21 protein-coding genes are annotated in these 21243 nt (G+C 30.3%); 10 read left to right on the forward strand and 11 right to left on the reverse strand.

The annotated features are described in order from the left end of the window. Positions 1-89: 89 nt before the first annotated feature. Together JH146_RS01560 and JH146_RS01565 are read left to right on the forward strand one after the other, a co-directional pair. Entirely contained in the window at positions 90-1895 is a 1806-nt protein-coding gene (locus JH146_RS01560) for a S16 family serine protease (RefSeq protein WP_048201356.1), read from the forward strand. Between the two features lie 33 nt (positions 1896-1928). Then, positions 1929-3137: an MFS transporter gene (locus JH146_RS01565; RefSeq protein ID WP_048201357.1), complete on the forward strand. Its 1209-nt coding sequence runs from the start codon at positions 1929-1931 to the stop codon at positions 3135-3137. Here JH146_RS01565 and JH146_RS01570 read toward each other — a convergent pair. Genes JH146_RS01570 through JH146_RS01595 form a run of 6 tightly spaced genes read right to left on the reverse strand, consistent with a single transcriptional unit; the run spans position 3120 to position 8421 of the window. Continuing rightward, complete coding sequence (locus JH146_RS01570) at positions 3120-3362, reverse strand: DUF504 domain-containing protein (RefSeq protein ID WP_048201358.1); 243 nt, start codon at positions 3360-3362, stop codon at positions 3120-3122. The genes JH146_RS01565 and JH146_RS01570 overlap by 18 nt on opposite strands. Before the next feature lie 9 nt (positions 3363-3371). Then, on the reverse strand, positions 3372-4445 hold the full coding sequence (locus tag JH146_RS01575) for a Clp1/GlmU family protein (RefSeq protein WP_048201359.1): 1074 nt from the start codon (positions 4443-4445) through the stop codon (positions 3372-3374). Then, positions 4442-5365, reverse strand: coding sequence for an adenosylcobinamide-phosphate synthase CbiB (gene cbiB, locus JH146_RS01580; RefSeq protein ID WP_048201360.1), 924 nt, complete (start codon positions 5363-5365; stop codon positions 4442-4444). Before cbiB ends, JH146_RS01575 begins: the two co-directional genes overlap by 4 nt. After that, the gene (locus tag JH146_RS01585; protein ID WP_048201361.1) at positions 5365-6579 is read right to left on the reverse strand and encodes an aconitase X; all 1215 of its coding nucleotides are present in this window, start codon (positions 6577-6579) and stop codon (positions 5365-5367) included. Before JH146_RS01585 ends, cbiB begins: the two co-directional genes overlap by 1 nt. Positions 6580-6593: 14 nt before the next feature. Then, positions 6594-7550: a radical SAM protein gene (locus JH146_RS01590; protein ID WP_048201362.1), complete on the reverse strand. Its 957-nt coding sequence runs from the start codon at positions 7548-7550 to the stop codon at positions 6594-6596. Between the two features lie 37 nt (positions 7551-7587). Next, positions 7588-8421: a sugar phosphate isomerase/epimerase family protein gene (locus JH146_RS01595; RefSeq protein WP_048201363.1), complete on the reverse strand. Its 834-nt coding sequence runs from the start codon at positions 8419-8421 to the stop codon at positions 7588-7590. A gap of 160 nt (positions 8422-8581) precedes the next feature. On the opposite strand from JH146_RS01595, the gene JH146_RS01600 reads away from it, so the two are divergent. Genes JH146_RS01600 through JH146_RS01630 form a run of 7 tightly spaced genes read left to right on the forward strand, consistent with a single transcriptional unit; the run spans position 8582 to position 13791 of the window. Further along, complete coding sequence (locus JH146_RS01600) at positions 8582-8938, forward strand: cation:proton antiporter subunit C (RefSeq protein WP_048201364.1); 357 nt, start codon at positions 8582-8584, stop codon at positions 8936-8938. Between the two features lie 38 nt (positions 8939-8976). Continuing rightward, on the forward strand, positions 8977-10422 hold the full coding sequence (gene ehbF / locus JH146_RS01605) for an energy conserving hydrogenase EhbF (protein WP_048201365.1): 1446 nt from the start codon (positions 8977-8979) through the stop codon (positions 10420-10422). Between the two features lie 30 nt (positions 10423-10452). After that, positions 10453-10767, forward strand: coding sequence for a hypothetical protein (locus tag JH146_RS01610; RefSeq protein WP_048201366.1), 315 nt, complete (start codon positions 10453-10455; stop codon positions 10765-10767). Positions 10768-10794: 27 nt separating this feature from the next. Next, entirely contained in the window at positions 10795-11583 is a 789-nt protein-coding gene (locus tag JH146_RS01615; RefSeq protein ID WP_048201367.1) for a Na(+)/H(+) antiporter subunit B, read from the forward strand. Positions 11584-11599: 16 nt separating this feature from the next. Beyond that, complete coding sequence (locus JH146_RS01620) at positions 11600-11851, forward strand: hypothetical protein (protein WP_081874447.1); 252 nt, start codon at positions 11600-11602, stop codon at positions 11849-11851. A 21-nt stretch (positions 11852-11872) separates the two neighbouring features. Then, a complete protein-coding gene (locus JH146_RS01625; RefSeq protein WP_048201368.1) occupies positions 11873-13273 on the forward strand; it encodes a 4Fe-4S binding protein in 1401 nt (466 codons plus the stop codon). A gap of 8 nt (positions 13274-13281) precedes the next feature. Continuing rightward, the gene (locus JH146_RS01630; RefSeq protein WP_236953690.1) at positions 13282-13791 is read left to right on the forward strand and encodes a 4Fe-4S binding protein; all 510 of its coding nucleotides are present in this window, start codon (positions 13282-13284) and stop codon (positions 13789-13791) included. Between the two features lie 4 nt (positions 13792-13795). Here JH146_RS01630 and JH146_RS01635 read toward each other — a convergent pair whose 3' ends face one another. The 5 genes from JH146_RS01635 to JH146_RS01655 all read right to left on the reverse strand — a co-directional run bounded on the left by JH146_RS01635 (position 13796) and on the right by JH146_RS01655 (position 20403). Continuing rightward, a complete protein-coding gene (locus JH146_RS01635) occupies positions 13796-16186 on the reverse strand; it encodes a Piwi domain-containing protein (RefSeq protein WP_048201370.1) in 2391 nt (796 codons plus the stop codon). Positions 16187-16365: 179 nt separating this feature from the next. Next, on the reverse strand, positions 16366-17748 hold the full coding sequence (gene bioA / locus JH146_RS01640) for an adenosylmethionine--8-amino-7-oxononanoate transaminase (protein ID WP_048201371.1): 1383 nt from the start codon (positions 17746-17748) through the stop codon (positions 16366-16368). 26 nt (positions 17749-17774) lie between these two features. Next, complete coding sequence (gene bioD / locus JH146_RS01645) at positions 17775-18416, reverse strand: dethiobiotin synthase (RefSeq protein ID WP_048201372.1); 642 nt, start codon at positions 18414-18416, stop codon at positions 17775-17777. A gap of 160 nt (positions 18417-18576) precedes the next feature. After that, positions 18577-19689 (reverse strand): 8-amino-7-oxononanoate synthase, encoded by a 1113-nt coding sequence (bioF, locus tag JH146_RS01650; RefSeq protein ID WP_048201373.1) that lies wholly within the window; start codon positions 19687-19689, stop codon positions 18577-18579. Between the two features lie 12 nt (positions 19690-19701). After that, positions 19702-20403 (reverse strand): 6-carboxyhexanoate--CoA ligase, encoded by a 702-nt coding sequence (locus tag JH146_RS01655; RefSeq protein WP_048201374.1) that lies wholly within the window; start codon positions 20401-20403, stop codon positions 19702-19704. A 182-nt stretch (positions 20404-20585) separates the two neighbouring features. Here JH146_RS01655 and JH146_RS01660 point away from each other — a divergent pair, with 182 nt between their 5' ends. Beyond that, positions 20586-21242, forward strand: a complete 657-nt coding sequence (locus tag JH146_RS01660; protein ID WP_048201375.1) for a histidinol phosphate phosphatase domain-containing protein — start codon at positions 20586-20588, stop codon at positions 21240-21242. Position 21243 lies beyond the last annotated feature (1 nt).

Here is a 21243-nt window from a genome sequence, read left to right on the forward strand (position 1 = left end):
ACTTTTTAGGTTCTATTTTATTTTATGAAAAGTTAATTATTTAAGTATTGATGTTGTAATGTAGTTTTATGAAAGTTTGGAGGGGGAATATGAAAAAAATGCTGGCATTGCTGTTAATAACATTTCTTTTAAATTCAGCTTTTGCAGTAGTTATAAAAGCCCCAGCGGTGTCTTTGACAGATATGGGATATGTGGGGGTTCCGATAAATATACAAATAAACGTTACCAAGGGAGATGGACATGTTTTCATGGACACTATGCCTTTAACTGAATTAGACATGCAAGGTTCTGCGAGAATCGCTGCAAAGGTCGCTGGGGAAATAACTGGGAAAGATATGAACAAATACAACACATACATTATTGTTAGAAGTGATGTCCCAGTTGTTGGAGGTCCTTCTGCGGGAGCTACAATGACTATTGGAATTATCTGCGAGTTAATGAATTGGAGCTTAAATAAACATGTTATGATGACTGGAACTATAAATCCAGATGGTAGTATAGGACCTGTTGGAGGAATATTGGAAAAGATAGAAGCGGCTAAAAAAGCAAACTGCACAATTATGTTAATTCCAAAAGGGCAGAGATTTATTGATGTTGATGGCAATAAAGTAGATGCAGTAGAATTTGGTAAAAAATTGGGAATTAAAGTTATAGAAGTTGGAAGCATTTATGAGGCAATCCCTTACTTTACAAATAAAAAAATTGTTATGAAAGAATATCCTGAAAATTACATTGTTGAAGAAAAATACCAAAAGATAATGAAACAATTAAGTGAAGATGTCTTAAAAATAGCTAATAAAAAGTATGAGAACTTATCTAAGGAGTTAGATAATAGTTATTTTGGTTATGAGTATCAAAAAATGTTGTTGTCTGAGCTAACAGCTTCAAAAACTCTATTAGAGAAAGCTAATCAAGAGTATATTGATAATAAATATTATTCTGCAACATGTTCTGCATTTAATGCATTAATTAAACTTGAAACTATTGAACACACACTAAAATACTTAACTGGAGAAGAGGATGTTAAAACTTACCTATTAGATGTTCAAAATGAAATTAACTATGATAAAGAAGTTGTTTATTCAAAAAATTTAACTGTAGATAATTTTGAAGAAATATTAGCCGGGAGAGTTAGAATTTCTGAAGCTGAAGAGCTCTTAGATAATGCATGGAAATCTTATTATTTAGGGCATTATGATGAAGCAATAAAATACGGTAGCTTTGCAAAGTTAAGAGGGGAAAGTGCAGTGTGGTGGGTCTCGTTATATGAAAACAATAAAAGTGAAACAATAAATGAATCTAAATTAAAATCATTGGCTCAGCAGTATTTAGATAATGCTGAAACGATTTCAACTTATGTGGAGACATTATATCCTAACTTAGTTACTGGAGAGCTTGAAAATGATTTAGAATCTGCAAAAAAAGCTTATAAGCAGGAAGATTATCTGTTAGCAATAGCTAAGAGTATAGATACCTGTGTAAAAGCAGAGATTCCATTAGTTATGTTTGGAGATATTGAATATCTCAAAAAGTATTCAAGAAATAAAATAAACTTGGCTGAAAACTTAGGAATAACCCCAATTTCAGCTTTAGGTTATTATGAATATGCAAATAGCTTAGAAGACAATATATCAAAGATTATGTATTATAAGTATAGCTCATATTATGCCCAAATGGATATAGACGTGATAAAAGAGTTAAATAAAGACAACAAAGAAAGTATTGATAGTGAAATTAATATAATTACCAATGGAAATGAAAAAATTGTTAGTGCTAATGAAGAAACAGTAACAACAAAAGAAAATAATAACGGCATTGCTGTCATTATATCTGCGATAGTTGGGGGATTGATAGGATTCGTAGGAGGATACATTGCAAGAAGGGCTTCTGCTTAATTAAATACTATTTTTTAATTTTTTCATTATTTTGTGGTGAGAAATGTGGAAAGACAAAATTTACAAAAAAATAATGAGAATGGTAAGGAATTATCCAAAAACGTCTATTTATTAGGATTTACAAGCTTTTTGAATGATATGAGCAGTGAGATGATAATGCCAATTTTGCCAATGCTTATTACAAGTTTTGGAGGGGGAAGTTTATCAATTGGTTTAGTTGGGGGGTTGAGGGAGTTTATATCAAACATTTTGATGGTTTTAGTTGGTTATTATTCAGATAAAGTAAGGAAAAGAAAGATTTTTGTTATTTTAGGTTACTTAACATCTTCAATGTTTAGACTGCTCTTAGGTTTATCAAAAAGCTGGTTAGAAGCTGTTGTATTTTCATCCCTTGAAAGAATGGGGAAAGGAATAAGAACTGCCCCAAGAGATGCAATAATATCTGAAAGTATGCCTAAAACTTTGGGTAAAGGTTTTGGAATACAGAGAGCTTTTGATACTGCTGGAGCCATATTGGGCTCTACTTTCTCACTATTATTTATATTATATTTTCAGTATAGCTTTAGTCAGATAATTTTAATAGCTGCAGCTATTGGATTTTTTGCCATTATTCCTTTATATTTTGTTAAAGAAAAAAAGCCCGTTTCTAACCTTAATGATAAAATAACATTTAAAGTAGGAATTAAAAACTTGTCAAAAGAGTTAAAGCTATTTATTTTAATTTCAGGAATATTTACTCTAAGTAATTTTAGCTATATGTTTTATATTTTGAGAGCTCAGGAATTTTTAATGATAGTAGATGAAAAAATGGCCATTATAATTCCCATAGCTCTCTATATTTTATATAATATCTTTTATGCCACATTTTCAATTCCATTTGGAATTTTATCAGATAAAATTGGAAGAAGAAGAGTTCTAACCATGGGATATATAGTTTATGGAATTACTTCTTTAGGATTTGCTTACTTTATCTCTCAAAAAAGCTTAATATTGTTGTTTGCTTTATACGGTATTGCCTATGCATTATTTGCTGGAAATCAGAAAGCTTATGTCTCTGAGCTATCATCAGAAGACATTAGAGCAACAGCTTTAGGACTGTTTTATACTGTAGTAGGATTAACAAGCTTACCTGCAAGTTTGATAGCTGGCTATTTATGGAAGATAAGTCCAGAAATAACATTTTTATATGGAAGCATCTTAGCAATAGTTTCAGGTTTGTTATTGTTATTGTTGAAAACCTAACTTTTTATACAAAATCTCTCCAGTTTTTTTGTTTCTAATCTCTAATATTCTATGCAGTGGAATGTAGGTATCAAAATATACTAAATAATTTCCCTTAAGCTCTACATCATCTAAAGAGATAATCTTTTTATTTTCTTCAGCCCCCCTATGCAATATGATAACTTCAAAATCTTCTTTTTTATAATCAGGATGCCAAAAAATTTTGTTTAATATTTCTTTAAGCATAGTATCACTTTATATCAAATCCCTATCTAATAAGCCAAGTTCTTCCCCATTTTCATTAACTCTTATCCTTCCAAACCTTATTTCTCTAAGAGTTTTAATTTCATCTTCATTGATTGGTGATAAAATCTCCAATGTTTCATTCTCAAAATCAATAGCTTTTAAAATACCCAATCCAATGCAAAAGCCCTCTCCATCAATCAACCCAACTATTAAATTGTTAAATCTTTCTGGCTCAATGTAATATAGAATGTTTTTATCAATCTGCCTTGGCATATTTGCCAAATCTCTTTTTACTATTGTATATCTTCCTTCACATTTACTACCATAGAGTATTTTCCATTTAAAAATTGATTCTAATAGGTATTTTTCATCTTCTAAAATCTTCTCTCCTTGAAATATCTTAGTTCCGCTAATAATTACATCATCGAATTTAATGCTATAAATTTTTGAGTTTTTGAAGTATTCTTTCCATTTTTCTGCTCTAATTTCTTTTCTCTCTTCTCTACTAAATGATTTTGCATTTTCATAAACTTTTAAGTAAAAAACCCTAATTTTATTTTCAAAGGGCTTTAATATCTGCCTAAGTTCATTTCTTTTTTGCAGTGCTATTATAATATCTGGCTTAATCATCTCTATTTTCATCCTCTTTAAATCAGCCCCAGAACCATATATTAGCCCAGTTGTATCAACTATAACAACATCTGCCTTATCTTCTGCATAATCACACAGCAGCTTGGTTCCAGTAATCATTTCTCCAAAAAATTGAATTGGGGCTGTTGAACCAACAAAATAACTTTTATATGGCTTAATTTCATATAAATTGTTAAAATTTATCTCTGGAAAGGCTAAGCTTATAGTTGCTGGGGGTAAAATACTTTTTTGCCCAATATCGCAATCAATTATAGCCACTTTAAATCCAGAATTTAAAAGTTCATTTGCTAAAAAAGTAGTTAGAGTTGTTTTACCACTATCAACTCCTCCAAGTAATACAATTTTAATCGGCTTTTGACTATCTTTAAGATTATTTAGAACCTCAAATCTATCTTCTGGGACTTCTGCTGTATAATAAGCTTTATTCATCATACTACCCACCAAATTAAAGCATAGATAATTAAAAACATAATTACTACATAATCAACTGCCTTAAATGCCTTTAAAGATTTTTCAACATCTATCTTTCCACTACCAAGTTTATAATATCCAATCTTTTCTAAGGTTATATTTAAAGCATTTGCTAATGTAGCCATTGTATAACCAGAATTTGGTGAAGAAACCTTATTAGCTTCTTTTAAAAATCCATATATGGCTTTCTTAATATTACCTTTATACAATGGGGCAGTGATTATTAGCAAAATCCCTGCTATTCTTGATGGAATAAAATTAGCAATATCATCCAATCTCGCAGCTAACTTTCCATACCATAAATATTTCTCATTCTTATAGCCAATCATGGCATCTAATGTATTTATTGCCCTATATACAAAAGCTCCAGGTAATCCAAAAATAACAGCATAGAATAAAGCCCCTATTATGCTGTCGGTTATATTTTCAGATAAACTCTCTACTGCTGCTGATAGTATATGCTCTTCATCTAATTTTGATGCATCTCTGCTAACAATATGTTGAACAGCTTTCCTTGCTTTCTCTATATCTCCATTTTTTATATATTCAATTGGCTTTTTGCAGAACTCAAATAATGATTTATATCCGATGGTTGTTGATAAAACAAAGGCATAGATAAGATAGTTTAAAGGAAATGGCAATAATAAAATAAATTTTTCAACGAAAATTGCTACAATTCCTACAACAGAAACTGTAACTATAGTTATTAAAGAACCAAACAAAAAGTCTCTATATTTATTTTTACAATTCGTAGATTCAAATATTCTCTCTAAAGAAGCTATTAATTTCCCTATCCAAACTGTTGGATGAATTTTTTCTGGCAGTTCTCCAATGATTCTATCAAAAATAATAGCTAAAAATAAAATTATTGGATTTAGCATTATCTCCCTTTTACCAGTTCCTCAATATCTCCAAAAATAACATCGCTTTTACAAAAACTTGGCAGATAAACGGCAGCTTTTCCAGAGTAGGTTGCTACTTTTTTATATCCTAAATCTTCAATTGGTGAAACAACCATGCAGGTGTCTTTAACTACTTTTCCACCAGCTTTTTCAATAATCTTTGTATATCCCATTCTGTCTGCTATTGATTTAATATGCAAAGAGCAGCAAACCCACAAATCAGCATCTAATTTTTTATCTTTTAAAATCTCTGCTATTTTTTTAATTTCCATTAAACTACAATGTGGGCATCCAATACAAATTAAATCTGGCTCTTCATTTGTTGTATTTAATTTTTCATAAGCTTCCTTTATCTCATCAACTCCAATAGATATTTTTTCAACTTTATCATCAATAACTTCTTTAACTCTGCATTCAGCTGTCAAATTTTTTGCATGATATAAGGCAATTCCACCACTCGCTGCCATCGCTGCTCCCAAAGATTTTAGGTTATCATTGTTTGGATTTAATCTATATAGGTTTTCAAAATATGGCACTCCATTTTTTACAATCTTTCCAACTAAATAACCTAAAGCCCCATAAAAACTCTCTCCAACATCATTGATGTTTGATATTAATTGGCTGTCTAACTCAATAATATGTGTTGCTTTTCTATTTTCATCTAAATGATATCCATAATATGGTGTTTTACCAATAATTGCAGCTGCTAAAGCTGATGGTCCTCCTTCTCTATTTGTCTTAGCTCCTAAAACAGAGTTTGCAAAACTTACAGCTGAGCTCTCAGCCCAACTTATATGCTCTCCAAATTTTGGAAGATTTCCAACTAAGTATGGTGTGCAAGTGCATCCAATCTCAACTTCCATTTTTTTAAATGCTTCAATAATCCTCAGCTGCTTTTTGGCAAACTCCTCATCTATTCCAAGCTCTTTCCATATATCTAAATCCATTCCAGCTGGGTTTAAAGTTGAATAAACCTTAACTTTAACATTTTCTTTAGCAAAGTCCTCTAAAAACTCTAAACCAATATCTCCAATGGTTTTATATGAAACTCCTGAAATTTGAGCTGAGTTTATAGGGATTAACTTTTCAGCTCCATAAATATCCCCCAAAGAAACTAATAAATTCATACATCTTCTTAAAACTTCCCCATATTCCCCATCCAATATTTTTTCTTCTTCTTTAGTTAGATACATTGTTTCACCAGCATTTAGTAAATATTTCTACTCTTCATGTTTTTTATATAGAATATCTTCCCATTATATTCCAATTTTATTAATTTTCCTTCATTTATCATCTTCTCTATAATATCTAAGCTAATATTTGCTTTATTTAACAATTCTTTAATAACGTCTTCTCTCAGTGGATGAACAGAAGTTATAGCCAATATATCTTCCTCAACATTTTCAGAAAATACAAAATCATTTCCTTCAAATTTTCCTAAGAGTTCAACCTTATTTTTTCCAATAATTTCATTAAAGATGGATAATATTTTGGTTATAACTTCTATTTTAGGGAACTTTATATATTTTTCAGACGGTGGTCTTATTGGTATATTTAGATAGCACCTATCTGGATTTAACTCCTTTAAAAATTCTGCTGTCTTAATTATTGAATCTTCTGTATAATTGATATTTCCTAAAATCATCGTCTCAGTTATCAATTTTCCTTTATAGTTATCTCTAAAAGCTATCATACTTTCTAAGATTTTATCTAAAGCTAAATTTTTGTGAGGTCTATTTATTTCCCTCCAAATCTTTTCATTAACAGAATCTACTTTAAAAGATACCAAATCAAAGTTTAATAAGTCATTTCTAACATCATCTCTCCATATTAATGAAGAGTTTGTAATTATTGCTATTGGAATGTCAAAATCTCTAAGTATTTCAACTTCTTTTGATAGATTTATATCTAACGTTGGCTCTCCATCTGCAACAAATGTAAGATAATCTATTTTCCCATTAGATAACTTATTTATCCTCTCCTCTACAGATTTAAAAATATCTTCTGGATTATAAAACGCTCTTCTCTCTGTAGTTTTGTTTATAGTTCTTCCAGCTTGGCAGTATATACAATCATAACTACAAAACTTGCATAGGATATTATTTATCCCTAAACTTCTTCCTAATCTTCTTGATGGGACAGGTCCAAAGGCAATATTAATCATAAAACCACCAAAATAAATAAAAAATAAAAAATAATAATTATTCCTCTATTTTCCTCTTTTCAGCCATTTTCTCATTAACAATTTCCAGATACTCTTTTAACATTTCCTTACTCTTTACAGCATCTCTAACATTCTTATTTTCTATGCTAATCACTCCATCATATCCAATTTCTTTTAGCTTTTCAAGGACTTCAATAAAGTTAATGTTTCCTTCCCCAATTTTCAAATGCTCATCATCATAGCCGTTATTGTCATGTGCATGCACATGTATAATCCCAATTCCAATATTCTGCAGTTTTTCAATAAATTCAGAAGGATTTCCTGCAGTGTTTGCATGCCCTATATCAAACGTTATCCCTAAATTCTTTGAGTCAATGTCTTTAACAATCTCTAACAAAGATTCTGGAGTTATTCCTAAAAGCCCTCTAAAGTTTGGCATGTTTTCTAAACCAATTTTTATTCCATAATCTTCAGCTATCTCTACAATCTCAGAAAGTGTTGAGAAATTGTTGTCTAATATATCATTTACATAGTTACTCCAAAGCTCTGGAATATAGCCAGGATGAACCACAACAACTTCAGAATCAAGTTCAAAAGCACCTTCTATAGCATCTCTAATACACTCAACTGTTAATCTTCTAACTCTCTCATTCATTGATGCAGGGTTTAAATCTGAAAAAGGTGCATGGACTATAATCTCAACTTCATGTCTATCTCTTAGTTCCATAAGATACTTTATGTTCTTTGCAGATAAGTAGTGATTTCCTTCACAAACTATTTCCCATGCATCGAAATTATGTTCTGCAATTTTTTCCATTGAAGAAGTTAAACTTTCTGGTAAAAAAACTAATGATGAAACACCAAACTTCATATCTAACACCATCCTATTTTTTAATTTAAAAGTTGTTTTTAAGTTCCAAATTAAGATTATATTTTTAATAGCTTTTACCTTTTTGGGTTACAACGTAATATTTATATACTGTTAAACCTAATCTGTCATTAATAATAATGATAAATTATTGGTGGATAGGATGGATTTTCAGATGGCATCATTCATCACTTCTGGACTTTTAGTTATTATTGGGTTGTATGGTGTGTTTTTTGTTGATAATGTTTTGAAAAAAATTATAGCTTTAGAGATTTTAGGTAGTGGAGTTAATTTAGCCCTCATAACTATTGGTTACAATGGTGGAACAATTCCAATAAAACTTCCTGGTGTTTCTGTAGAGGTTTTTGCTAAAGAATCTGCCTATCCATTAACACATGCATTAGTTTTAACAAATATCGTTATAGAGGCATCAATGCTTGCTGTGATGCTTGGAGTTTCTATAATTTTATATAAAAAATACAAAACACTTAAAAGCTCTGTAATATTAAAAGAGGATTAAATTCTATTTAACTTTCTCTAAAAGATTGGAGGGAGAGGATGAACTACTTGCCAATGATAATTGTGTTTCCATTAATCATGGCAATAATAATGAATTTATTACATGGAAAAGAGAAAGCTGTGAAATATATAACATTTATTACAGCTGCTATTTTGATTGTTTTGCCATTTATTAGTCAATATGGTTATTACTACTTTGGTGGGCATGGAGTTGTTGATGGCTGGGTTTCTGGTATTGCTTATTTATATAATCCAGCAAAGCAGGCAGTTATTGTAACTCTGTCTTTAATTGCCTCTCTTGTTTTAATTACAGGAATGGGGGAGAAATTAAAAAATAATATGTTTGTTACCCTATCATTAATGGGATTTGCGAGTATTGCGGCAATTGTTTTGGCTGATGATATCTTTAACTTGTATGTGTTCTTTGAGATAGTTTCAATTGTTCAAGCTGGATTGGTGTTTTTATCTGGAACTGAAGAAGCTTACAAAGCAGGATTAAGATACATGATAATGGGGAATGTTGCGGCAGCCTTAATGCTATTAGGAATTGCCTTTTTATTAGCTTCAACTGGAACTTTAAACATTACAGACATGAAAAACTATCTGTTAGTTGATAACCCAATGATTTATGGAGGTTTGTTGTTGCTAATTATTGGTTTAGCTTATGGAGCTGGGTTGCCACCATTCCACAACGTTAAAGCTGATTTGTATGCAAGGTCTAAAGGGTTTATCTCTGCTATGTTGCAGACATACTCAAAATTTGTATTAGTTGGCTTAATGCTAATTATTCTAAAATTATTTAATGGATTAGATTATTTTGCAAGTGCTCATGGTGTTTTAATTGCTTTGGGAGTCTTGGCAATGGTATTTGGGGTTGTGATGGCGTTATTGCAGAGTGATTATAAAAAGCTGTTGGCATATCACGCTATAAGCCAAGGAGGATATGTAGCTACTGGTTTAGCTTTAGGAACACCATTAGGAATTGTTGCTGGTATTTTCCATGCAATAAACCACGTTATTTATAAATCTGCCTTGTTTTTGGGGGCTTATATTGTAAGTTGTAAGAGAGGAAGTAATTTACATAAATTAGGAGGTTTATTGCCTTTAATGCCTTCTGTAGCGTTTATGGTTTTGTGTGCTAAGCTTGCAATAAGTGGAATTCCACCATTTAATGGATTTCAAAGCAAGTGGATGCTTGCCCAAGCGGCTATGCAAGTGAATATGCCAGAAATAACCATAATAATGATTATTGTTAGTATTGGAACCTTTGTCTCTATGATGAAAGCATTCTATCTAATTTACTTAAAGCCAGTTGATGAAGAAACTTTAAAAGAGTATGAAAATAAGGAAGTTCCTAAACTTGCTGTCTTTAGCTTATTTGTATTGACAGCTCTCTGTATAATAATTGGTATCTATCCAGATATCGTAATAAACTATCTCTGGGACTATGCAAAAGAGATAGGGGTTAATTATTACCTGAAATAACTTAAAATAACTTAATTTTGGGTGGATTTTATGGATTATAATGACTTTCAAAAAAAGTTGGATAAAGAAGAACATGGGGATGGTATTACAGTTGGGGCAGTATTTACTGGAGAATTCACTTTATATTTATTGTTTATATTTGGAGCTTTGATTATTGGTAGAGTTTATGGGAAAACTTTAATGACATTGTTTGCTTTAGCTACTTTAGCATTTTCTTTAGCAATATCACCTTTAATTTTTAAGTTTAAGGAAGAAAACTCAAACGCTATAAACTACCAATTATTTTGGCTCTCTATATTTTTAGGAGCAATAGCATTCAGCATCTATATGACAACTATCACTTAAATTTAATTTTATACTAAAGGTGGTAAAATGAGCTCTAAAAGAGATTTAGTTGTTGCCTTATCTTTCTTTATATTTGGGGCAAGTATTTTATACAGCTTAGCAAACATGCAAGTGAATCCTGGAGTTAATAGTGTTTATCTTACACATTACATTATTCCAAACTATGTATGTGCTGTAATATTTGATTGGAGGGCTTACGATACCTTAGGAGAGTGCTTGGTTTTGGTTGTTGCTGTTATGGTCTCTTGGATTGTGTTTGGGAAATCATTGTATGATAATACATATTTAAAAGAGCTGTTTCATGCCCCAGAGTCAGATGATTATATAACACTTCAACGTTGGGGAGAATTTACACCAATAATTAAATTTTTGGCATTTCCTATGAGCGTTTTAATGGTTGCTTTGGGAATTATAACTGTATTAGGAGGACATATAACACCTGGAGGAGGTTTCCAAGGAGGGGCTTTGATAGCGGCTTCATTAATATTATCAGTTATTGCCTTTGGTTCTAACAGTCCATTATGGTTTGAACATAAGTTTTTAGAAAAATTAGAGGCATTGGGGGCTTTGGGTTATTTATTGTTTGGGGTTGCTGGGATGGTTATTGGAGGTTATTATTTATTCAACTTCACAGAAATTAATGGATTTACTGTATTTCCTGCACCAAAGGAAATTATAACAGCAGGAATAATCCCATATCTAAATATAGCTGTTGGATTGAAAGTTTTAGCTGGATTATCAACAGCTGCTTTCTTGCTATCTTGTGAGAAGGTTATTATTGAAAAAATTAAAAAGTCAGAGGAAAAGCTAAAATAATAACCTGGTGGATAGGATGTTAGAAACAATATTGTCAAACTATTTATATTATCCATCAATTCTTGCATTTTTGTTTGGAGTATTGATAGGAGCTAAATACAGATATAAGATAAAGAATATTTTTGGATATTTAATTTTAGCCATAGTTATTGCCTATTTTCTGAAAGAATTCCCATATTATGATTTACTGCCTTTATCTTTTTCATATCTCTCTGCAGTAATTGGAATAATTATAGGAAATAGATTATTTGGAGGAAAAATGCCTTAATTTAATATTTTTGGTGATATTATGATTATAACCATATTGGACAAATGTAGGGTAGAAGAGAAATGCAAATCCTGCCCATTTTATCATAAAACTGCAAAATGCATGGAAGCATGTCCTACAAATGCAATATTTTTGCTAAACAATAAAAGTTTCACATGTTTAACGTGTGGAGAATGTGCAAGAGCCTGTCCAAATAAAGCAATTAAAAGAAACAAGTTTGGAGGCTATTATGTAGATAGAAGGAGATGTAATGGCTGTGGAATTTGTGCTAATGCCTGCCCAATAGGAATTATAAAAATTGTAGAAAAGGATGGAAAAAAATTTCCAATGGGTATTTGTTCAATGTGTGGGGTTTGTGTTGAAGTCTGCCCATATAATGCAAGAGTTAGCTCTTATGAATTGTTATACAACAAAAGAGAAGGATTAGCAGATAGATATTTAAAAATCTTAGAAAATCTTATGAAAATTAAATTAATGGAAATTTCTAAAACACCAAAAAACATTGTTGAGAGAGTTGAAAGAAAATCTATTAAAATTGATAGAGATAAATGCGTTGGATGTTTAAGATGCTCTTATCTCTGTCCAAGAGAAACAATAATCCCAGATTCTATAGACGCATGCACATCCTGTAATTTATGTGGAGAGGTTTGTCCAAAAGATGCCATTAAAGATGGAGAAGTTGATTATAATAAATGCATTCTCTGTTTAAAATGCATAGAAGTTTGTCCAAATGATGCTTTAAAAGTTGAAAACTTTAAAGTTATTAAAGTTAAAGAAGATAAAAAATCTCAACCAACAAGTTATTGCATAAATTGTGGATTATGTGCAGAACATTGCCCAAGTGGGGCTTTAAGGTTTGAGGAGGGGCATCTATATTACAGCCCAGACGTTTGTTGGAAATGTATGAAATGCATAGAAGTTTGTCCAAACGATGTTAGAAGAGTTAAAGATGATAGAGTTGTTGGTGGATGCTCATTGTGCGGAATTTGTATAAATAACTGTCCAGAAGAAGCAATATCAATAACAACAGTTAAATTGGAGAAAATTAAGGATGAAAATTGTATATTGTGTGGAACATGTTCAAATGTATGTCCAAGAGACGCTATAATAATAGATAGAAGTAATGGGGAAGTTTTATTCACTGATAATTGCATAGCTTGTGAAACATGTGCTATCCACTGCCCAAGAGATGTGATTCCAAACACAACTGGCTATAAAAAAATCGTTGATAGAGAAAACTCATTTATTAGGACTGATATGGACTTCTGTATAAAATGTGGTCTCTGCAACAAGGTCTGTCCAAACAACTGCATTGATTATGGAGTTATTAATACTAATAAATGTGAGTTTTGCTCTGCATGTTACAATATTTGCCCAACTAAAGCTATATATCTACATAGAAAGTGGAAAGTGAAAGAATAAAATTTTTGGTGATTAAGTTGGCTGAATTAAAAAATTTTGCCAAAATATTTTTGACTGGGATATATGAGAACTTAGAGAGAATTATCTTTGGGTCTGAAAGATACACAAGCTTAGAGATGAGAAAAGCAATATTAACAGGAACTGTTAAGATTCCAAAAACAGTTATTGAAGAGCTCTGCATTGGTTGTGAAGGATGTGCTAATGTTTGCCCAACTAATGCAATTGAGATGATTCCAATTGAGCCAGTTAAAATAACTGAAAACTATGTTAAAGACAAAATACCAAAAATTAATCCAGAAAAATGTGTATATTGCCTATATTGCCACGACTTTTGTCCAGTTTTTTCTGTGTTTAATGAAATATCTCCAATACATCCAAGAGATGTTGGTGAAGATTATATAGAGATTGATGTATCAAAATTACTACAGAAAAAAGTAGAAATTTCTGAAGAGCAAATTAATAAGATTAGCTCTATATTATCAATCAACTTAAGAAGAATTATTAAGGATAAATCTTAAAAATTTAAATTGTTGGTAGGCATCCATTTCTTAATATAGTTTTGTCATCTACTTTCCATCCTCTTCTAACTGCATTTACATGTTTATGAGCATAATGCACAGGAGCTGGTAGTTTCATTTTATCAGGCATAAGTTGAGAGAAATTAATTTTAGTCAGCAGTATTAGCTGTTTTATATCTTTTTCTTCAATTTTTACTCTCTTATAACTTCCATCATCAATGTGGTATTTTTCTACAATTTTAATAGGTTGTTTTAAAAATCTTTTATAATAATGAGATGAAACATAATATGCCCTCCCGAATTTTGTATATGCATTTTTACCTTCAGGAACTGCTTTTTTATTTTTAATATCATTTTTAATATCAAAGAATCTTAATTTTGTAGATTTCCTGACATCAATATATATAATTTCAAAACCATACTTTTTTGATATTAGGGATAATTTTTCTAATTCCTTTTTGAATATTCTTCCATCTTTTAGTAGGAGAATTTTAATTTTTCTTTTGTTATTTAGGTTTAAGTGTGGAACTAATTCACTATAGACTTTTGCAAACAATTTATCATATTTTGCAATTTCACTTGATGTATGGACATCTTCAAAAGTTACAGTTGTAATAACATGTCCATGACAGTTATAAATTATAGCAGAACCACCAATGCCTTTCATTTTATCATTTTCATCTTTTTCTTTGGTAATATCATACCCAATTATAAAATCATAATCTCCCAACTCCTCACTGAAAGAAAATAAATACATCCCCATTTTGTGAAAGAACTGGGATAAGATGCTGTTAATAAATGGTTTTTTAAAATCATCGTCATTTAAACATCTTTTTAAATTAAATGGATACATAAATTGATGAAATGTTGTTTGTTGATAGGAGAAAAGATGAGATTTTAATTCATCAAATTCATTATTTGGAAGTTTTGGAGAGATACAAATTAAAAATGGTTGTTCTTTTTCTTCTAAATTATTTAAAACTGTTTGAGTTATTATTGCACGAGAATTAGCATAATCCTCAAAATCTATTTCTTTTTCTAATTTTATTTCAATTTTTGGAATGTTTTTGTCTAATTTATGTAAGATTGACAATTTTCTAAAAATATCTTTTATGAAATTTAACTCTACGTCTGAAATATTAGAGTAGAATATATAAATACCAATTTTTTCTTTTTCTTTCAGCATTGGTGGAATTACTAATGGGAGAAATATTTCTCTATCATTCAACCTTTTATTAAAAATCCAGTCAAATAAATACATTAGTTTTAAGTAGTTATATGTTTTAATTCCGTTTTTTGTTCTTAATTTTATATTTATTTTTGGAACTGTGGAAAGTTGTGCCATTACATACCCATCTTTTGTAAGAATATTTGAAAATTCTCCGTCAAAGTCAATAAGATTTCCGTACATACCTAAAATTTGTTTTACTGTTTCTAATTCATATAAAAATTTACCTCTATCTAAAATAATCTTTTGAGTTTTTTCATCAATTCCCTTATACAATAAGGCATTTTTAGTATGGTATATGTCTCTTTTCTCTTCTCCAATGAGTATATAGCAATGAATATCCTCTCCCCCTACTCTGATAGGTATACCTTTTTCTTTATAGTAATTATTTATATCTTCAACATATTTCCAATATTCTTTTTCCTTAGGATTTATAATTTTCTTAATTTTTACTTTTTTTCTTTTTGCTCCTTTTCTTGATGTAGTAATAAAGACATTACCTTCTAATAAATCTCTTTTTAATTTATCGATATCGATTTTATTACTTTTTAACATTTCATATATAGTTTCTGAGCTTATAATTCTATGCTTTGGCATAACTACTAAAAAATAGTTCTCATTTTCGTCAGATTCAACTGTTATAGTAAAGTATGTTAGTATTTTTTGTCCAATATCTTCTGAAAGTTCTTCTTCTTTATATTCTATTAACTTTCTTATTGCAGGATGGGCCTTAATCGCTCCTAAAACTATCTTCTCTTTAGTTTCCCAATTTAATTCATACCAATTTACTTTTTCTTCATTAATAATCTCAAAATTGATTTCACTTTCATATTTTTTCGTTACATAATCCAATAATGTTTTATTTTTTATATCCTTAATTCCCAAATCTTTCATTCTCTTTTCTAACTCCTCACTTTTTAAATCTTTTATTTTTTTATTTAATATCCTTTTCCAAATATAAAACGAAAATTCATTTTTTAATGGATTGTAATCTCCAATATAAACTCCCCCAAGAGTCGCAACAATTGAATAGAGTAATTTCTCAATATCTTCTTTTTCATCCAAATAATTAATTTTACACACTATTCTTACACAATTTTTTGAAACAACATCAATAAAATGTTTGTTTATTAAAAATGAGTTTGTGTAATACCAATTTTCTTCCATATTGTTCACCACATTTATTTACAATCTTTAGTGGTTGGATATTTACAATAATAATTTCGAGTATAATATTTAATAAATATTACGGTTTTACAAATAAAAAACAAATAATTAACTCTACTGATTTGTTTAGAATAATATTTAAAACATTTAAACTAAAAAAAGAGTAATTCACAAAAATTTTATAAATCTGCTTCCTTTATAGCATCATACAACGCATTACAGAGATAAATAATTTCTTCCTCTGTTATTGATAATGGTGGAACTAATATGACTACATTACCTATTGGTCTCATGTAGATACCTTTTTCAAGTAATTTATCTGCAACTCTATAGCCAGCTTTATATCCGTAAGGGTAGGGCTCTTTTGTTTCTTTATCTTTTACAAGTTCAATTCCAACCATAAAGCCTCTTCCCCTAATATCCCCAACATGTTCAAGTTCTTTTAATTTTCTAAGTTCTTCATGGAAAAGCTTTATTTTTGGTTGAATATTTTCTATTACATTTTCTTTCTCAAAAATCTCTAATGTTGCTAATGCAGCAGAGCATAAAAGTTGATTTCCAGTGTATGTATGCCCATGGTAAAACTGCTTACTCTCTCCAAAATCTCCAAGGAACATATTGTATATTTCATCAGTTGTAAGTGTTGCTGCTAATGGCAAATACCCTCCAGTTATCCCTTTCCCAAGGCAGAGAATGTCTGGTTTTTCTAATTTTTTTAGCTCTTCATTATCACAGAAAAACATTTTTCCAGTTCTTCCAAATCCAGTTGCTACCTCATCAAGAATAAAGATTACATCATTCTCCTTACATGCCTTTGCTACTCCCTCAATATACCCATCTGGAAATGGTATCATTCCAGCAGAGCCCATAACTCCTCCTTCAAGGATAACGCAAAATACCTCCTCGCTATGTTTCTCAATTAACTCAACAATTTCATTTAAACACTCCATTCCACAGCCTTTTTCATTTCTCTCATCAGTATCTCTGAAGTTGTAGTATTTGCATCTGTAACAGTAAGGAGGGTCTGCATGATAACCTTTAAATAATAGCGGTTTAAATACCCCATGGAAAAGCTCACTACCTCCAACACTCATTGCTCCAACAGTATCTCCATGATAACCCTCTTTAACTGAAATAAATTTAGTTCTTCCTTTATCTCCCCTCAAAACATAATACTCAAATGCCATCTTAACTGCAATTTCAACAGCTTCTGCACCATCCTCAGAATAGAACACTTTTGTTAAATGCTTTGGAGTAATGTCTATTAATTTTTTTGCCAATAAAATAGAAGGGACGTTTCCACAGCCTAAAAGTGTTGAGTGACAGATTTTATCTGCCTGATTTTTTATTGCTTCAATAATTTCCTTTCTACTATGTCCAAATAGGTTACACCATATAGATGAGACAGCATCCAAATATCTATTTCCATAAATATCAATTAAATAATTCCCCTCTCCTCTCTCTATAATTAAGTTTTTTGATTCTCTATACTCTTTCATTTGCGTATAAGGATGCCAAACATATTCCTTATCCCATTTATCAAGTAATTCTGGGTTTTTCATAAACACCACCTCTTATATATTAAATTTTACATTATTTTCTCAAAATCAATTTCAAAATCTTCTCTATTTTTAACAATTCCAATTATCTCAATATTTCCAACTTTTTCAATTGTCTCAAAGGTTTTCTCATAATAAAGAACTTCACTCAAATCAGTTATGCAGTTGATAATAACCCCTCTAACATTAATCCCCTTATTTCTCAAATGTTCAACAGTTAGTAAAGTGTGGTTAATAGTCCCTAAATTAGGTCTTGAAACAACAACCGCATCTAAATCTAAAAATTTAATCAAATCACTCATTAAAAAGTTCTCTTTTATTGGAACACAAACCCCTCCAGCTCCTTCAACAATCAAAAAATCATATTTTTCCTTTAAAATATTATAAGCATTTTTTATTTTCTCTTTTATCTCATCTAAAGAGATGTTGTAATTTTCAACTTCAAACGCAATATTTGGGGATAAGGGAAGTTTTAAATTAATAGGATTCATTAAATCCAAATCATCGTCAGTTTTTAGAATATTTTTTAAAGTTAATGTATCTTCTCTCCCCCCTGTCTCAACTGGCTTTAAATATCCAACATTAACGCCTATTTTCTTTAAATTCTCTGCCAAAATTGATGAAACATAGGTTTTCCCTACACCAGTATCTGTTCCTGTCACAAATATCATCATCCCACCCTATCAAAATTTTTAATCTATTGTTTAAATAACTTATCCACAAAATAATGATAATCGTAATTATTATAATCGCAATTATCATTGGTAAAAAAATACAAATAAATGCTTTATTTCATTTAGAAAGAAACTAAAAAGAGAGAAGTATTAATTTCTAATTATAAACCTCTCTAATCTTCCCACACAACAATTCAAAATCTTCTTTTTTATGTCCAACATTTATACTTACTCTTATTCTTTCTAAACCTTTTGGAACTGTTGGATACCTAATTCCCACACAGAAGATATTATTTTTTATTAGATGCTCAGCTATCTCCATAGTTTTTTCTTTAAAAATGAATGGATAGATTGGTGTTATATTGTTATTTTTAATAAATCCATATTTTTTAAAAACATCATTTGCTATTTTTATGTTTTTTTGAAGCTTTTTAACTATATCAGTCTCTTCAATAATTTCAAATGCTTTAATGCAACCTTCAACAACATGAGGGGGCAGAGCAGTTGAAAAAATAAAACTCCTCGAAGTGTTTATTAAATACTCTACAACCTCCTCAATCCCACAGACGAATCCTCCTAATCCCCCAATAGCCTTTGATAAAGTCCCAATTTGGATAATGTTGTCAGAGGGTTTTAAATTGAAGTGTTTTAATGTCCCTTTCCCATCTCCCAAAACTCCTGTTCCATGGGCATCATCAATAATTAAAATAGCATTAAACTCATCCGCTATTTTCTTTAAATCTCTAAGAGGGGCAACATCACCATCCATACTAAAAACACCATCAGTTATAATAAATAAATTGTTGTATTTTTTCCAATTCTCCTCAATTAAATTGGTTAAATGCTCTACATCACAATGATTGTAAATTAAAACATCTGCTTTACTTAACCTACAACCATCAATAATTGATGCATGATTTAATTTATCACTTAAAATTAAATCTCCTTTTTTGCAAAGAGCAGAGACAACCCCAACATTTGTAGCATAGCCAGATGAATAAACTAAAGCTCTTTCTGTTCCTTTAAACTCCGCTATCTTCTCCTCCAATCTTTGATGGTTTATATTTCCAGATGTTAATCTTGAACCTGTTGAACCAACTCCATATTTTAGTCCTTCTTTAACTGCCTCAACAACTTCCGGATGCTTTGATAGGCATAGGTAATCATTTGAAGAAAAATCCAAAATATTATTTTCTTTTTTTCTCAAAAATCTATACAATCCATTGCTTTTTATTATTTCAATTTCTCTTCTCAATTTTTCCCTAAACATAAAAATCCCTTTTTATTTTATAATGAATGGCTTGTTTTCTAATTTATCTATTAAATCCTCCACATCAACATCATCTTTGACAAAAAATACTCTTCCTCCATTCTCTCCTTTTTCTTTTAAATTTGTAATCCTGAAATATCCTTTTTTTGTTGCAACGTAGCCAGTTGTGTAACTTTTATTATCTGAAGTGCAGAGCTCCGCTATAATTCCCAAATGAATAACCTTAGATGCTATTGCAATGGCATCAACAGTTCTTTCTGTCCCCAATTTTTCTTTTAGGATTTTCTCTTTTAATTCTTTTGTTGTATCAATGTTTTTAACCCTAACCCCCCTTTCTTTATCTGGCTCTAACCTCTCTCCTCTTAAATTTAAAATTGCCGCCCCTCTCATTCCTCCTTTATCGATAATTTTAAATGCATAGTCGATTACTTCATCAAGAATTCCCTCATTTCTTAATATTTCCCTTGCCTTTTCTCTTGCCTCTTCTTTATTTCTGCATTTTATTGTTTTTATTGGCAAGTGGTTAATGTATTCTATCTCTTCCTTAATCTCTTCAATTTTTATATTTATAAAATCTGGACTTCCATTTTCATGTGTTAAGGCTCTCCTAATTAATTCTTTTGCAACATCTTCAATTTCTTCTTTATTTACAATTCTCTCCGCCCCAGAAATGTGTTTTCCATTTTTTGATGCCCTCATCTTTATACTATACATAAATAATTCACCAGACAATTTAAATTTTGTAAATTTTCATTATTCTATTAAAAAATCAGAAAATAAAATAATATATTTATTTTGGTAATTTTTAAGAAATTATTTACTTAAGTATTTATGCCATCAATATACAGCATACTATTAGGAGCTGCATTTTTGACTATATAAATAAAGGTGATAGTTTGAGATTTGATTTCCATACGCATACAGTTTTTAGTGATGGGGAATTAATTCCATCAGAGTTAGTTAGAAGGGCTAAGGTTTTAAAACATAAAGCTATAGCTATAACAGACCATGCTGACTTTAGTAATTATAAAGAATTGATTGAAAAAACTACTATTGCCAAAGAAGAGTTAAAAAAATACTGGGATGATATTATTGTTATTGTTGGTGTAGAGTTAACTCACATCCCACCAAAATCCATTCCAAAAATGGCAAAAAAAGCTAAGGATTTAGGGGCTGAGATTGTTGTAGTTCATGGGGAAACAGTTGTTGAACCAGTTGAGGAAAAAACCAATTACTATGCCTCAATATCTGAAGATGTTGATATTTTAGCTCATCCAGGATTTATTGATAAAGAAATTGCTGAAAATTTAAAAGAAAATGATATATTTGTTGAAATTACTTCGAGAAGAGGGCATAATATAACAAATGGTTTTGTAGCTAATATTGCGAGAGAATTTGGATTAAAAACTTTGATAAATACAGATACTCACGCTCCAGGAGATTTAATTGATGCTGAGTTTGCAAAAAAAGTTGGTTTAGGGGCAGGATTAACAAATAAAGAGTTGGAAAAGACATTGTTGGATTATCCAAAAGAGTTATTGAAGAGAATATAAA

This window comes from Methanocaldococcus bathoardescens (assembly GCF_000739065.1).
GTDB lineage: Archaea > AGJL01 > Methanococci > Methanococcales > Methanocaldococcaceae > Methanocaldococcus > Methanocaldococcus bathoardescens.